We start from the raw sequence: 13,667 nt of genomic DNA, 5'->3' as shown, positions 1-13,667 counted from the left end.
ATGGGGGTAACGATGCTGCCCGATGCCGCGTGGCGCGGCCGCGCCGGGTTGCGCCGGATCGTCGCCGCGCTCGGCGCCGATGCGGTGAAGATCGTCGGCGGGGCGGTGCGCGATACGCTGCTTGGCCTGCCCGTGACCGACATCGACCTTGCGACCCCGCTGTTGCCGCAAGAGGTGACGCGGCGGCTCGAGGCGGTCGATATCAAGGTCATTCCGACCGGCATCGCGCACGGCACGGTGACCGCGATCGCGAGCGGCGATCATCACGAGATCACGACGCTGCGCCGCGATGTCGAAACCGACGGCCGCCGCGCCACGATCGCTTTCGCCGACGACTGGCGCGAGGATGCGGCGCGGCGCGACTTCACGATCAATGCGCTCTACGCCGATCCGCTGACCGGCGCGGTCGATGACTGGTTCGGCGGGCTTGCCGATCTGCAGGCCGGCTGCGTCCGCTTCATCGGCGATGCAGCAACCCGGATCGCCGAGGATCATCTGCGCATCCTGCGCTTCTATCGCTTTGCGGCGCGTTTCGGGGACGGCGACCTCGAACCCGTCAGCCACGCCGCGGTGACCGCCGCGCGCCAGTCGCTCAAGAGTCTGTCGCGCGAGCGCATCGCCGACGAGTTGACCAAGATATTGTCGCTTCCCGATCCGCGCGCAATCGTCGGCCAGATGGTAGCCGACGGCATCTTCACGGTGATCCTGCCCGAACTCGATCCGGGGTTTGCGACCGCGCTCGACCGCTTGCTCGCCAATGAAAGCGCGGCGGCGGCTGCACCCGCGTCGCTGCGGCGGCTCGCCGCGCTGTTGCCCGCCGACGCCGGCATCGCCGATCAGGTCGCGAGCCGGCTGCGCCTGTCGACGCGGCAACGCAAGCATCTGTCGGCGATCAGCGCGTATCGCCACGACGCGCGGCCGGTTCGTCAGCTTGCCCATGCCATCGGGATCGAGGCGGCGCGCGACGCGCGGCTGCTCGGTGGGAATGAGGGTGATGCAGCGGCTGCGGTCGCGGCGCTCGACGGCTGGACCGTGCCGCAGCTTCCGGTGCGCGGCGGCGACATCGTTGCACGCGGCATCGCGGCGGGGCCGGAGGTTGCGCGCATCCTGCAAGGCGTCGAGGCGCAATGGGTGGCGGAGGATTATCCGGACGCCGCGCGCGTCGCGGAGCTGGTCGATCAGATGATCGGGCGGAGCAGCGACTGACGCCAATAGGCGATCGCCGCGCGGGCATCCATCGGCCGCGCGAACAAAAAGCCCTGACCGAAATCGCAGCCGAGCGCCGAAAGCAGGCGCGCCTGGTCGGCGGTTTCCACCCCCTCGGCCGTGGTACGCATGCCGAGCACTTCGGCAAGGCTCTGGATCGTGCGGACGATGGCCGCCTTGTCGCGGTCCTCGACCATATGGTCTACGAAGCTGCGATCGATCTTGAGGACGTCAAGCGGCAGGCGCTGGAGATAGGCGAGGTTCGAATAGCCGGTGCCGAAATCGTCCATCGCGACCCGGGCCTCGACCGCCTTGAGTTCGCTCAGCACCGACAGCGCCAGGTCGGGATCGCCGATGATCGCGCTTTCGGTGAGTTCGATCATCAGCCGGTCGCCGCCAATGCCGTGCCGCGCCAGCGCTTCGCGGACCACCGCCGCGACATCATCACGAACGAGCTGGATCGCCGAGACATTGACCGAGATATAGCAATTGACCGGGGCATCATTCTCGCGGTCCCACGCGGCGAGCGTTTCGGCAGCCTTGGCGATTGCCCATTGGCCGAGCGGGACGATCAGCCCCGAATCCTCTGCCACCGGGATGAATTCGGAGGGCGACACCGCGCGGCCGGCGCTGTTGTTCCAGCGCGCCAGCGCCTCGAAGCCCGCCACCTTGCCGGTCGACAGTTCGACGAGCGGCTGGAAGTCGAGGTGCAGCCGGTCTTCCTCGATCGCGTTGCGCAATTCGGTTTCGAGCCCGAAGCGATTGTCGGCGAGCAGCGCCGCCTCGGGTTCGTAGATTTCGATGCGGTCGGTCTGCTTCGCCCGCTTGAGCGCGATCTGCGCGTGGCGGATCTGATCGGCGACATCGGTGTCGGGCGCGGATTGAATGGCGCACCCCAGCGCGCAATCGACGCTGACCTTCAGCTCGCCGATGCGGAAGGGGTGGTCAAAGCAGCCGCGGATGCGGCGCGCCATTTCGCGGACGTCGGCCTTGCCGCCAGCGATACGCGTCGAGATGGCGAATTCGTCGCCGCCGGTTCGCGCCAATATGTCGCCGCTGCGCAGGCTCGATTTCAGGCGCCGCGCCACGGTGATGATCAGCTCGTCGCCGGCGAGCGGACCAATATGTTCGTTGATGCGGCTGAACCGCGCGAGATCGAGCAACAGAATGGCGTGATCGCCCGCTTCCTGCTCGGCACTGCGCTGTTCGACCAGCTCCTCGAATCCGGCGCGGTTGGGGAGGCCCGTCAGGCTGTCGGAAACAAGTTCGCGGCGCAGATTGCGCTCGGTCATCATTTCCTGCGTCCGGTCGATCAGGGTCAGCAGGAACAGCGAATCGTCGCCGCTCTCGTCCGACAGCGGACCGATCGATCCGCGCAGGTCGCGCGCCGCCGGGCCTTCGCCCAGGCGGCAGGAAAATTCGTGGACGCCGCCAATATGCTGCGCGGCCTTTTCGATCGCGCGGCGCAGTTCGATCGGCGCCTCGACACCCGCCGGGGACAGGTCGAGCCGGTCGAAGGCGGCGTTGCTGGCGTGCAGGCGAAAATTGCCGCGTGCCAGCGGCCGCACAAGCGCGGCGGGGACCGGTAAGGCGTCGATCCAGCCGACAAACAAGGATGGCCGGTCTTCACCGGTTCTATCTATTGGCATAATAAAGGGTTTGATGCGACCTTTCCCCATTGGTCGATGCCTAAGTGACCGGAGGTAAAGAAGCTATTTACGGCAACGTAAATTGCGATCAGTCGAAGCGATTGTTACGCGGGAAACCGGTTGGCGGCATCCGCCCCGACGCACTGCGCGCGACGCGCCACGGCCCGAGGTCGGTTTCGGTGCGCACGCGCCCCGTCTCGCCGCCCATCGTCCAGCTCAGCCCCTCGGCAAAGACGAAGCTCGTCGCGTCGGACAGGCCGCCATCGCGATATTTCTGCAGCATCACGCCCTGACCGCGCGCCATCACCGGCACTTCGGCAATCGGGAAGACAACAAGTTTGCGGTTCTCGCCGATCACCGCGACGCTGTCATGGTTTGCCGCGATCGTGCGGACGACCGACAAGTGCGCCCTGGGCTTCAGATTGACGACATTGCGGCCCTTGCGCGTCTCGGCGATCACATCGGCCACCTGCGCTACGAAGCCGTGCCCGCTCGTCGAAGCGAGCAGCAGCCGGCCGTCGGCGCTCGCGGGGATCAGCGCTACGATACGGGCGTCGGGGTCGATGTCGACCATCAGGCGCAGCGGCTCGCCGAAGCCGCGGCCGCCGGGCAGCTTGTCGGCGCCTACGGTATAGAAGCGCCCGTCGCTCGCGGCGACAAGCAGCTTGTCGGTCGTCTGGGCATGCACCGCAAAGGCGAGTTCGTCGCCTTCCTTGAACTTGAACTCGCCCCATTGGTCCGCCGCGACATGGCCGCGCTGAGCGCGAATCCACCCGCGCTTCGACAGGATCACCGTCACCGGTTCCTTCTCGATCATCGCGTCGAGCGGAATGTCGCGCACCGGCGCGGCTTCAGCGATCGCGGTGCGCCGCGCGCCGAGCGGCGTGTCGAGGCCATAGACGGCCTTCAGCTTTTCCAGATCCTTGCGCAGCCGCGTCTTCTGGCGGTCCTTGCTGGCGACGAGCTTCGCCAGCTCTTCGCGCTCGGCGATCAGGTCGGCCTGCTCGCGCTTCAGCTCCATTTCCTCAAGCTTGCGCAAGCTGCGCAGGCGCATGTTGAGGATCGCCTCGGCCTGCCGGTCGGTCAGCTCGAATTCGGCCATCATCACCGCCTTCGGCTCGTCCTCGGTGCGGATGATCTCGATCACCCGGTCGAGGTTCAGGAAGGCGATGAGGTAGCCGCCGACCAGTTCCAGCCGATCGTCGATCTTGCCGATGCGATGCTCCGCGCGGCGAACGAGGACGATGATCTGATGCTGCAACCATTCGGTGAGCAATTGGTGCAGCCCCATCACCTTGGGCGTGCGCGTCGCATCGAGGACGTTGAGGTTTAGCGCGAAGCGGCTTTCGAGCTCGGTCAGCCGGTAGAGGCTTTCCTTCAGGATGTCGGGATCGACGTTGCGGCTCTTGGGCACCAGCACGATGCGGATATCCTCGGCGCTTTCGTCGCGGACATCTTCGAGGATCGGCAGCTTCTTGTCGGCGATAAGCTGCGCGATCGTTTCGATCAGCTTGCCCTTGGAAACGCCATAGGGAATCTCGCTGATGACGAGCTGCCATGTGCCGCCCGCCTGCTTCTCGATCCCCGTCTCCTCCCACGCGCCGTCCTGCTTGCCGGTCGAAAAGCGCGCGCGGACGCGAAAACTGCCGCGTCCGGTTTCATAGGCGTGGGCAATCGTCTCTGCGCTGTCGACGATGACGCCGCCGGTCGGGAAATCGGGGCCGCGCACATGCGTCAGCAGCTCGGCAAGCTCGGCCCTGGGATTATCGAGCAGGACGAGCGCGGCGTCGATCACCTCAGCGGCGTTGTGCGGCGGGATGTTGGTCGCCATGCCCACTGCAATGCCGCTCGCGCCATTGGCAAGCAGGTTGGGGAACAGGCCGGGCATGATCTCCGGCTCTTCGTCTTCGCCGTTATAGGTCGGACGGAAATCGACCGTGCCTTCGTCGAGCCCCTGCATCAGGTCGATCGCGACGCGCGTCAGCCGCGCCTCGGTATAACGATAGGCGGCGGCGTTATCGCCGTCGATGTTGCCGAAATTGCCCTGCCCGTCGACCAGCGGATAGCGCAGCGAAAAATCCTGCGCGAGGCGGACCATCGCATCATAGACCGCAGTGTCGCCGTGCGGGTGAAATTTACCGATGACGTCGCCGACGACGCGCGCCGACTTCTTGTAGCCCTGCGACGGGTCGAGCCGCATCGCGCGCATCGCCCACAAGAGGCGGCGATGCACGGGTTTCAGCCCGTCGCGCAGGTCGGGCAGCGACCGCGCCGTGATCGTCGACAGCGCATATACCAGATAGCGCTCCGACAGCGCGCTGCCGAAGGGGGTGTCGATGTTGCCGGGTTCAGGAGGCGGAAGGTCGTCGGTGGTGCTGGCCATTGTCGCGGCGCGATAGCAATCCTAGCGCATCAACGCAAAGGGCTTGGGAGGATCGCGTAGGGACAGGGCCCTAAGGCTTGTCGGCATAGGCCTTGACCAGATCGTACATGAAGTCGCGGCCGACATAGACCGCCTTCACTTCGACCCTTTCGTTGAGGCCATGGACGCCGTTGCCATCGGGGTCGCCCCAGATGCCGGGAATGCCATAGGTCGGGATGCCCACCGCGCCGAGGAAGGTCGCATCGGTATAGCCGTTCGCCATCGACGGGATGACCTTCAGCCCCGGCCAATAACGCGCGACGAGCTTTTCCATCGGGCCGATCACCTTGGGGTCGAGGGGCGGTGCTGGCGGCGCGGGGCGCTTGGGCGGAAGCTGCGTCACGGTGACGCCGGGGTCGCCGATCACCTTTTCCAGCTCGGCCTTGATCTCCTCGATCGGATGACCGGGGAAGATGCGGCAGTTGATATTGGCGCCCGCCCGCTGCGGCAGCGCATTGGGGGCGTGACCGCCGTCGAGCAGGGTCGCGACGCAGGTCGTGCGGATATTGCCGTGGAGGAACCGATCCTTGTTGACGATTGCCTCTGCCGCCTTGTCGGCGGGATCGGCGGCGAGCGCGGCCATCGCCTTGCCCGTTGCGTCGCCGCGCGCGGCGCCCGCTTCGCTGAAGAAGCGCCGCGTCGTGTCGGTCATTTCGACCGGAAATTCATATTCGTCGATCCGCGTCAGCGCCCGCGCGAGCTGATAGATCGCATTGTCGCGCACCGGCACCGAGCTGTGGCCGCCCGCGTTGCGGGTTTCGAGGCGGAAGTTGGCGAAGGTCTTTTCGCCGACCTGCACCGACTGGCCGATCACATGGCCCTTGCCGTCGCTGTCGCCGCCGCCGCCTTCGTTGAGCGCGAATTCGGCGTCGATCAGATCGCGCTTGTTCGCCGCCAGCCATTCGGCGCCGTTGAAGGCGCCGTTGGTTTCCTCGCCGCAGGTCAGTGCCAGCTTGACGGTGCGTTTCGGCTTGTACCCTTCCGTGCGGAAGCGGATCAGCATGTCGGTCCAGATCGCCGCCTGCGCCTTGTCGTCGAGCGTTCCGCGGCCATAGAAATAGCCGTTTTCCTCGACCATCTTGAACGGGTCGCGTTCCCAGTCCGCACGTTTCGCCTCGACGACGTCGATATGCGCGATGAGCAGGATCGGCTTGGCGGTCTTCGACGTGCCGGGATAGACGGCGACAAGGCCGCCCTCCTTCGGATGATCGGGGTCCGCGAACAGCGTCAATTGTTCGTCACCAAAGCCCGCTGTCTTGAGGCGCGCGGCCATGCGTTCGGCGGCGAGCGTGCAGCTCCCCGCCGACAGCGTGGTGTCGGTTTCGACCAGTTCCTTGTAAAGATCGCGAAAGGCGAGCTGGTCCGCGCGCGGCGCCGTCTGCTGCGCGGTGGCGGGCGCGGCGACGAGCAGCGCCGACGACAGCAAGGCGGACAAGATTTTCATTGGTTGGCCTCCCCTGAACAGGCCGCGAAAGGAGCAGAAAGCGCCGCGCGCTGCAAGCCGCTTGCGCGCGGCGCCGCTTTCGCGCAAGTCGCGCTGAGGATGGGGAGAGAGACGTGACGCCGATCGAAGACGATCAGCCTGGGCCGGTCGCGCGCGCGGTGCGCCGCCTGCTATTGCTGCTGTACCGGCTGCGCGGCTGGACCGCGGTGGGCGAGGTGCCCGAACCGCGCCGCTTCATCATCATCGCGGCGCCGCACACCAGCAACTGGGATTTCGTCAACTATCTCGGCCTGACCGCCGACCTAGGCGTGCGCGCCCATTTCATGGGCAAGCTGTCGCTGTTCAAATGGCCGCTCGGCGGCTTCATGCGCCAGATGGGCGGGATTGCGGTCGATCGCCGGAACAGCAGCAATGTCGTACAGCAGATGGTGCAGGAATTTGCGCGGCGGCGCGAGTTCATGCTGACCGTCGCGCCCGAAGGGACACGGGGCAAGGCGAAGAAATGGCGCACCGGCTTTTACCAGATTGCGCTCGCCGCGAAGGTGCCGATGGTCGTCGGCCTGATGGATTATGGCACCAAGACCGGCGGCCTGGGGCCGCTGATCTGGCCGACGGGCGATTTCCGCGCCGACATGATGAAGGTGTTCGACGTCTATAAAAGCTGTATTCCCAAAATACCCGAGCGCGCCGTCCGGTCGATCGACGACATCGTCGGCCGCCGTGAGGAAGCGCAGGACACCGAGGCAGAGAGCGAGGAGGCACGGGGCCGATGACCGACATGGTGACGCTTCTGGCGATCAATTTCGCGGCGCTGATCGCGGCGATCCTCGTCCTCTGGGGTATCGCGGTTGCGATCCGCGATGTCTCGTTCATCGATGCCTTCTGGGCTTTCGGCATGGTGCTGCTGGCACTCGCAAGCGCGGCGCAGGTCGGTATCGAAGGCGTGCACGCGGCGGCGATCCTCGCGCTCACGGCGCTGTGGGGGCTGCGCCTCTCGATCCATCTTTTCGTGCGCTGGCGCGCGCATGGCGAAGACCCACGCTACGCACGGATCATGGCGCGCACGATGGAACGCCGCGGCTGGAGCTGGGCGCAGACGGCGCTCCTAACCGTCTTTCTGACGCAGGCACCGCTCCTGTTTCTCACCTGCCTGCCCGCGCAGATCGGCATATGGGCCAGCGTGGCTGATCCGGTGCCGGCGCCTGGCGTCATCGGCTGGGCGGGCGTCGCCGCGGCGCTCATAGGTATTGCGTTCGAAAGCATCGGCGACGCGCAGCTCGATGCCTTTCGCAAGAATCCGGCGAACAAGGGCAAGGTGCTCGACACCGGCCTGTGGCGGTATACGCGGCACCCCAATTATTTCGGCGATGCGCTGACCTGGTGGGGCATCTGGCTGATCGCCGCCGACATCGGGCTGTGGGCCGCCGTGGCGAGCGTCATCGGCCCCATTTTCCTGACCTTCACCCTGACGCGCTGGTCGGGCAAGGCGCTGCTCGAAAAGGGCCTGCACAAGACGCGACCCGGCTATGCCGACTATGTCCAGCGCACCTCGGGCTTTTTCCCATGGCCGCCAAAGACCAGGGGCTAGGCGAAGAGACGGCCGCCGCCGATGCGAGCGCGCTGGGCGACGCGCCGCGCATTCGCGCGATCCTGACCGCCGCGGCGCGCGACGGACGCAGCGTCAGCTATTCCGAAGTACTCGGCGACCTGGGCTTCCGATTCACGCGGCCCAAGATGCGCGCGCTGTGCAAGACGCTGGGCGAGGTCGACCGGATGTGCGCGCTCGACGGCGAACCCGATCTCGCCGTACTTGTGGTGCGCGAGAGCGACCGGCTGCCCGGTCAAGGCTGGTGGGTCGGCGGCACGGCGCTGTTGCTCGGCTACGACGGCCCGTGGGAAGGCGCCGCCGCGGCGCGTTTCATCCGCGAACAGCAACAGATTGCGTTCGATTATTGGGCGTCGCGATAGGCCGGAAAATATCGCGGCGCGCAGCAAAGGCAGAGGCATATTGAGCGACGCCATCGCGACCTAGCCAAAAGCCGCCCTTCGCCCTAAAGAGCGCCGATGCATTTCCTCGATCAGGCAAAGATTTTCGTGAAGTCCGGCGACGGCGGCCCCGGCGCCGTTTCGTTTCGCCGTGAGAAATATGTCGAATATGGCGGCCCCGACGGCGGCAACGGCGGCAAGGGCGGCGACATTGTGTTCGAGGCGGTGAGCGGGCTCAACACGCTGATCGACTTTCGCTATACCCAGCATTTCAAGGCCCGCCGCGGCACCCCCGGCGCCGGCCGCGATCGCACCGGCGCGGGCGGCGACGATCTGGTGATCCAGGTGCCGATCGGCACGCAGATCCTGGCCGACGACGAAGATCGCAGCTTGCTCGCCGATCTGACCAAGGAGGGCGAGCGCATCGTCTTTCTGCGCGGCGGCGACGGCGGGCGCGGCAATGCGAGCTACAAAAGCTCGACCAATCGCGCGCCGCGTCAGCACGGCCCCGGCTGGCCGGGCGAGGAGATGTGGGTGTGGCTGCGCTTGAAGCTGCTCGCCGACGCCGGGCTCGTCGGGCTGCCCAATGCGGGCAAGTCGACCTTCATCAACGCCGTCTCCAACGCGCAGGCCAAGGTCGGCGCCTATGCCTTTACGACGACGCGGCCGCAACTCGGCGTCGTCAGCCACAAGGGGCGCGAATTCGTCATCGCCGATATTCCCGGCCTGATCGAAGGCGCCGCCGATGGCGCGGGGATCGGCGACCGCTTTCTGGGGCATATCGAACGCTGCCGCGTGCTGCTGCATCTGGTCGATGCCAATGATGCCGATGTCGCGACCAGCTATCACATCGTGCGCGACGAACTCGACGCCTATGGCGCGGGGTTGACCGACAAACCGGTCGTCGTCGCGCTCAACAAGGTCGATACGCTCGACGAGGAATTGATCGCCGCGCTCAAGGCCGAGCTCGAAGAAGCAAGCGGCTATCCGGTCATGGCGCTGTCGGGCGCCAGCGGCGAAGGTGTCGGTGCGGTGCTCGACAAATTGCTCGAAGCCATCGGCCCGGTCGCCCCCGCGGCCGACCATCGCGACGACGCCGACGACGAAGGCGCTTGGTCGCCGCTTTGACGTCGCGGCGGCCGGCGCGGAACGAAACGCGTCCGCGGGGCATTTGATCGCGGAACAACAAGGAGTTCCTCATGCCTCGCCACGCGTCCCGCGCCCTGCACGCGCCTCTCTCGCTCTGCCTGGCCGCGGCCACGGCGCTCACCGCCGTCCCGGCCGCCGCGCAGGACGAAGGCGAAACGACCGGCAAGCGCACCCGCGTCTTCGCCGGGCCGCAATTCTGGCCCGAAACGCCCGGATCGAAAAAGCTCGTCCTCGGGCCCTTCGTCGACCTCTCGCGCGCCAAGCCCGGCGAGGACTTCGCCTTCGAGGCCCCGGACCAGAGCTTTGGCTTCGACCTTGTCGACGACAAGAAATTCGACTTCGGCCCGACCGCCAGCATAATCCGCAAGCGCAAGCCCGAAGCCGTCGGCGGCAACCTGCCCAAGGTCGGACTGACCGTCGAAGCGGGCGCCTTCGCCCAAGCCTGGGTGGCGCCGGCGCTGCGCGTGCGGGTCGAAGCGCGCAAGGGCCTCGGCGGTCATGGCGGCTGGGTCGGCGATGTCGGGGCCGATTATGTCGCGCGCCAGGGCGACGACTGGCTGTTTTCGATCGGTCCGCGCGTCTCGCTCGGTGACAGCAAATATAGCCGCGCCTATTTCGGCGTCGCTCCTACTGATGTCGCCGCCTCGGGCCTGCCCGCTTATGATCCCAAGGGCGGCGTGCAATCGGTCGGCGTCACAGCGGGCTATATGCGCCAGTTGACGCGAAATTGGGGCGTCGCGGCCTTTGCGCGCTACGACCGCCTCGTCGGCGATGCTGCCGACTCGCCCGTCACCCGCGCCTTCGGTTCGCGTAACCAGCCAGCATTCGGGATCGCGCTGAGCTACACCTTCGGCGGCAAGCGCTAGGCCGCGCGGACAAATTCCAACGCCGCAGGGACTGCAGCTAACCGCCAGTTCGTTCGGAAAGCTACCTTTCCGGAAACGACCGTTTGCGGCCGTTCGCTTAAACCCTGCGAATTAGACGAACGAAAATTGGCAACGCGAGTGCGGCGGCGAACATAGAGCTTTGAATTAGACCGAGAAGGAGTTGCCATTCGATAGGCACATCTCGCGCATGAGTGCCGACGTCTGCGCTAAAAACCCATAATGTGACGCTGATATCGACGGCATAGAGAACTATGAAGGCGGCCACGAAATTTGGTAACGTCACGGCCTGACGATATGTGACCGTCGCAGCGATCAACCACAAAGCGCCAAAGATAATCGCGCTGATTTGGCCGGGCACTGAGACCCCATACAAGAAAGGCACCCAATGCCATTGTAAGGTCAAGGCATAGAGCATGACAGCAGGAAATTTGTTTCGGGCCATGCGGTTCTTACTAGTGGCTCAGGGTTTACAGAAAGATGTCCGCTTCCCATCCAAAACAGACGCTATTCCTTATCGTCCGGCTTGAGCAGCGCGCCTACCAGCCTGCCGCGCTGGTAGCGGCCCTTGCGTTCGTGCGGGATGGTGTAGAGCGCGGTCAGGAAGCGTTTGTCCCACTCGGTCAGTTCGCGCTTGCCTTGGCGGTCGTCGAACAGGCCGAGGATCGATTGCGACTGGGGCTCGGCGCGGATGCGGATGCCGCTCAGCGCGACGAAGGCGGCATAGTCGGTCACCGCGCGCAACGTGGCGCCCTCGGCGTCGTTGACGTCGATGACGATTGTCGCGCCTTCGATGCTGCGGAGGGTTTGCGGCCCGATCAGGCTGAGGCCGCCGCTGGTCCGGCGGACCGAATACCACCAGCGCACCGGCTTATCGAGCTCGACGAGGTCGCGGATGTCGGGGCCGCTCATATCGGCGAACTGGCCCGGATAGCGGGCCTTGAACAGCTTGATGAAATTCGCGCCGTCGTCGACGAAGAGGAGGAGGACGTTTGTGTCGCATTTGCCGTCGGCGATTCTTGCGCCGCTCGAGCGGACGGTGTCGCGAAACCAGCCCTCGACGAGCGCGGCATGTTCATCCGACAGGCCGAGCGCGCGCGGGCAGAGCCTGACCGTCCAGCGCGCGACGCTGTCCTGGGAATAGATGCCGGGCGCGACGCCGAGGGTGCGGATGAAGGCGTTGGCGCGCTTCTTCGCTTCCTCGCGCGTCAGCCGCTCGCCCTCGACGACGATGTCGTCGGGCGAGCGCAGCGTTGCATCGGCGGCAGGTTCGGCGAAGGCCGCGGGTGTCTGCGCGAACAGCGCGGCGGCAAGCAGAAGGCGGGGGAAGAGCATCGGCCTGATTCCTTCCTGTCGGGCAGCCAACCCTAAATCATTGGGATCAATTGCAGAAGCTCAATTCTCTCCGCTCTGGAGCGTTGGCAGCCGCGCGAGCATCGCGACGAGTTGCGCCTGGCTGGTCGCGCCGGTCTTGCGGAAGATGCCTTTCAGGGTGAAGCGCGCGGCGTTGAGGCTGACGGCGCGGAGCGCGGCATAGTCCTGCAGCGACTTGCCGCCGGCGAGCCAGACCGCGAGGCGCGCCTCGGTCGGGGTCAGTCCGTACCATTGCGCGACGCGGTCGATCTCGACCACCGGCGTTTCGCCGACCGCGCTGCCCATTGTGACGATCAGCGAGGCACCGAGCGCGATGCCGCCGGGGGGCGTCCACCCATCACCCCAAAGTGGACGTTCGATCAGCTTGGAACGTGTTGGCGCGCCTTAGTCTAATTTCGTTGGCGCGCAGGCATCGGCGCGCTATCGGGCGCGCATGTTGTTCGCGCCCGCCTCCTGCCCGCGGCTGATCGTCAAGATCGGATCGGCGTTGCTCGTCGATGAAGGCGGCGCGGTGCGGCGGGACTGGCTGGCCGGGATCGCCGCCGACATCGCGGCACGTTGCCGCGCCGGGCAGCAGGTTGCCGTGGTGTCGTCGGGGGCGATTGCGCTCGGCGCCCGCCGTCTCGGGCTTGCCAAGGGCGGGCGCGCCAGCCTTGAGGATGCGCAGGCGGCGGCAGCGACCGGTCAGATTGCACTGTCGCAGGTTTGGGCCGAGGTTTTGGGCGCCGAAGGGCTGACCGCAGCGCAGATCCTCGTCACGCTCGACGATCTCGAACATCGCCGCCGCTACCTCAACGCCGCCGCGACGCTCGACCGGCTGCTCACCCTGGGTGTGGTTCCGATCATCAACGAGAACGACAGCGTCGCGACCGAGGAAATCCGCTTCGGCGACAACGACCGGCTCGCGGCGCGCGTCGCGCAGGCGGCGGGCGCGGCCGGCGTCGTCCTGCTCTCCGACATCGACGGACTTTATGACCGCAATCCGGCGCAACCCGGCGCGACGCATATCGCGCGCGTCGACCGCATCGACGCCGCGATCGAGGCGATGGCCGACACCGGATCGGCATCGGGCATGGGGTCGGGCGGCATGGTATCCAAGATCGCGGCGGCGCGCATCGCCAATTCGGCGGGCGCGAGCCTCGCCATCGCGTCGGGGCGGATCGGGCGCCCCCTGTCGGCCGACGCGCGCCACACGCTCTTTGCGGCCGAACGCGGCGCAAGCGCGCGCAAGGCATGGCTCGCGGGCGGGCTCACCGCCAAGGGACGGCTGACGATCGACGCCGGGGCGGTGCGCGCGCTTGCCGGCGGCGCCAGCCTGCTCGCCGCCGGCGTGACCGATGCATCGGGTGACTTTGCACGCGGCGATATCCTCGACATCGCCGGTCCCGACGGGCGCACGATCGCGCGCGGATTGTCGGAATATACCGCCGCCGATGCGCAGGCGATCCTCGGCCTCGGCCGCGATGCGCAGGAGGCCGCGCTCGGCTATGCGCCGCGTGCGGCAATCGTCCACCGCGACCATCTGGTCCTGTTGTGACGGCGCCGGACCAGCC

13 protein-coding genes are annotated in these 13,667 nt (G+C 66.5%); 7 read left to right on the top strand and 6 right to left on the bottom strand.

Annotated elements, in window-relative coordinates; translation table 11 throughout:
• Complete coding sequence (locus MU856_RS00935; RefSeq protein WP_263588224.1) at nucleotides 1-1,206, top strand: CCA tRNA nucleotidyltransferase; 1,206 nt, start codon at nucleotides 1-3, stop codon at nucleotides 1,204-1,206.
• Here MU856_RS00935 and MU856_RS00930 read toward each other — a convergent pair.
• The 3 genes from MU856_RS00930 to MU856_RS00920 form a co-directional block, all read right to left on the bottom strand.
• On the bottom strand, nucleotides 1,179-2,855 hold the full coding sequence (locus tag MU856_RS00930) for a putative bifunctional diguanylate cyclase/phosphodiesterase (RefSeq protein ID WP_263588223.1): 1,677 nt from the start codon (nucleotides 2,853-2,855) through the stop codon (nucleotides 1,179-1,181). The two genes, MU856_RS00935 and MU856_RS00930, sit on opposite strands and share 28 nt — an antisense overlap.
• Before the next feature lie 88 nt (nucleotides 2,856-2,943).
• Nucleotides 2,944-5,238 carry a DNA topoisomerase IV subunit A gene (gene parC, locus MU856_RS00925; RefSeq protein WP_263588222.1) on the bottom strand — a complete coding sequence of 765 codons (2,295 nt, stop codon included), beginning with the start codon at nucleotides 5,236-5,238 and terminating at the stop codon, nucleotides 2,944-2,946.
• 70 nt (nucleotides 5,239-5,308) lie between these two features.
• Entirely contained in the window at nucleotides 5,309-6,721 is a 1,413-nt protein-coding gene (locus MU856_RS00920; RefSeq protein ID WP_263588221.1) for a M20/M25/M40 family metallo-hydrolase, read from the bottom strand.
• A gap of 113 nt (nucleotides 6,722-6,834) precedes the next feature.
• Between MU856_RS00920 and MU856_RS00915 the strand changes: the two genes are divergently transcribed.
• The 5 genes from MU856_RS00915 (at nucleotide 6,835) to MU856_RS00895 (ending at nucleotide 10,722) form a co-directional block, all read left to right on the top strand.
• Entirely contained in the window at nucleotides 6,835-7,494 is a 660-nt protein-coding gene (locus MU856_RS00915) for a lysophospholipid acyltransferase family protein (protein WP_186401159.1), read from the top strand.
• Nucleotides 7,491-8,309 (top strand): DUF1295 domain-containing protein, encoded by an 819-nt coding sequence (locus MU856_RS00910; protein ID WP_263588220.1) that lies wholly within the window; start codon nucleotides 7,491-7,493, stop codon nucleotides 8,307-8,309. The genes MU856_RS00915 and MU856_RS00910 overlap by 4 nt, the downstream gene beginning before the upstream one ends.
• Nucleotides 8,285-8,689, top strand: a complete 405-nt coding sequence (locus MU856_RS00905) for a ribose-phosphate pyrophosphokinase (RefSeq protein ID WP_263588219.1) — start codon at nucleotides 8,285-8,287, stop codon at nucleotides 8,687-8,689. The genes MU856_RS00910 and MU856_RS00905 overlap by 25 nt, the downstream gene beginning before the upstream one ends.
• 96 nt (nucleotides 8,690-8,785) lie before the next feature.
• On the top strand, nucleotides 8,786-9,835 hold the full coding sequence (gene obgE, locus MU856_RS00900) for a GTPase ObgE (RefSeq protein ID WP_003042868.1): 1,050 nt from the start codon (nucleotides 8,786-8,788) through the stop codon (nucleotides 9,833-9,835).
• Between the two features lie 71 nt (nucleotides 9,836-9,906).
• Nucleotides 9,907-10,722, top strand: coding sequence for a MipA/OmpV family protein (locus MU856_RS00895; RefSeq protein WP_263588218.1), 816 nt, complete (start codon nucleotides 9,907-9,909; stop codon nucleotides 10,720-10,722).
• 97 nt (nucleotides 10,723-10,819) lie between these two features.
• On the opposite strand, the gene MU856_RS00890 is transcribed toward MU856_RS00895, so the two are convergent.
• The 3 genes from MU856_RS00890 to MU856_RS00880 form a co-directional block, all read right to left on the bottom strand.
• The gene (locus MU856_RS00890) at nucleotides 10,820-11,185 is read right to left on the bottom strand and encodes a hypothetical protein (RefSeq protein ID WP_186401160.1); all 366 of its coding nucleotides are present in this window, start codon (nucleotides 11,183-11,185) and stop codon (nucleotides 10,820-10,822) included.
• Between the two features lie 62 nt (nucleotides 11,186-11,247).
• Complete coding sequence (locus MU856_RS00885; RefSeq protein ID WP_186401161.1) at nucleotides 11,248-12,075, bottom strand: hypothetical protein; 828 nt, start codon at nucleotides 12,073-12,075, stop codon at nucleotides 11,248-11,250.
• Between the two features lie 60 nt (nucleotides 12,076-12,135).
• Nucleotides 12,136-12,399: a helix-turn-helix transcriptional regulator gene (locus tag MU856_RS00880; RefSeq protein WP_186401162.1), complete on the bottom strand. Its 264-nt coding sequence runs from the start codon at nucleotides 12,397-12,399 to the stop codon at nucleotides 12,136-12,138.
• A gap of 148 nt (nucleotides 12,400-12,547) precedes the next feature.
• Between MU856_RS00880 and proB the strand changes: the two genes are divergently transcribed.
• Nucleotides 12,548-13,651 (top strand): glutamate 5-kinase, encoded by a 1,104-nt coding sequence (gene proB, locus MU856_RS00875; protein WP_234181110.1) that lies wholly within the window; start codon nucleotides 12,548-12,550, stop codon nucleotides 13,649-13,651.
• Nucleotides 13,652-13,667 lie beyond the last annotated feature (16 nt).

Source organism: Sphingopyxis sp. GC21 (assembly GCF_025727575.1).
GTDB lineage: Bacteria > Pseudomonadota > Alphaproteobacteria > Sphingomonadales > Sphingomonadaceae > Sphingopyxis > Sphingopyxis terrae_A.
Note: the sequence above shows the minus strand (reverse complement) of the source record. Positions and strands in the feature narration are given on the sequence as shown.

Coding starts and splice junctions, on each gene's coding strand:
- MU856_RS00885 (WP_186401161.1), bottom strand. CDS start 12,075: ATGCTCTTCCCCCGCCTTCTGCTTGCCGCCGCGCTGTTCGCGCAGACA.
- MU856_RS00895 (WP_263588218.1), top strand. CDS start 9,907: ATGCCTCGCCACGCGTCCCGCGCCCTGCACGCGCCTCTCTCGCTCTGC.
- MU856_RS00890 (WP_186401160.1), bottom strand. CDS start 11,185: ATGGCCCGAAACAAATTTCCTGCTGTCATGCTCTATGCCTTGACCTTA.
- obgE (WP_003042868.1), top strand. CDS start 8,786: ATGCATTTCCTCGATCAGGCAAAGATTTTCGTGAAGTCCGGCGACGGC.
- MU856_RS00935 (WP_263588224.1), top strand. CDS start 1: ATGGGGGTAACGATGCTGCCCGATGCCGCGTGGCGCGGCCGCGCCGGG.
- proB (WP_234181110.1), top strand. CDS start 12,548: ATGTTGTTCGCGCCCGCCTCCTGCCCGCGGCTGATCGTCAAGATCGGA.
- MU856_RS00880 (WP_186401162.1), bottom strand. CDS start 12,399: ATGGGCAGCGCGGTCGGCGAAACGCCGGTGGTCGAGATCGACCGCGTC.
- MU856_RS00920 (WP_263588221.1), bottom strand. CDS start 6,721: ATGAAAATCTTGTCCGCCTTGCTGTCGTCGGCGCTGCTCGTCGCCGCG.
- parC (WP_263588222.1), bottom strand. CDS start 5,238: ATGGCCAGCACCACCGACGACCTTCCGCCTCCTGAACCCGGCAACATC.
- MU856_RS00910 (WP_263588220.1), top strand. CDS start 7,491: ATGACCGACATGGTGACGCTTCTGGCGATCAATTTCGCGGCGCTGATC.
- MU856_RS00905 (WP_263588219.1), top strand. CDS start 8,285: ATGGCCGCCAAAGACCAGGGGCTAGGCGAAGAGACGGCCGCCGCCGAT.
- MU856_RS00930 (WP_263588223.1), bottom strand. CDS start 2,855: ATGCCAATAGATAGAACCGGTGAAGACCGGCCATCCTTGTTTGTCGGC.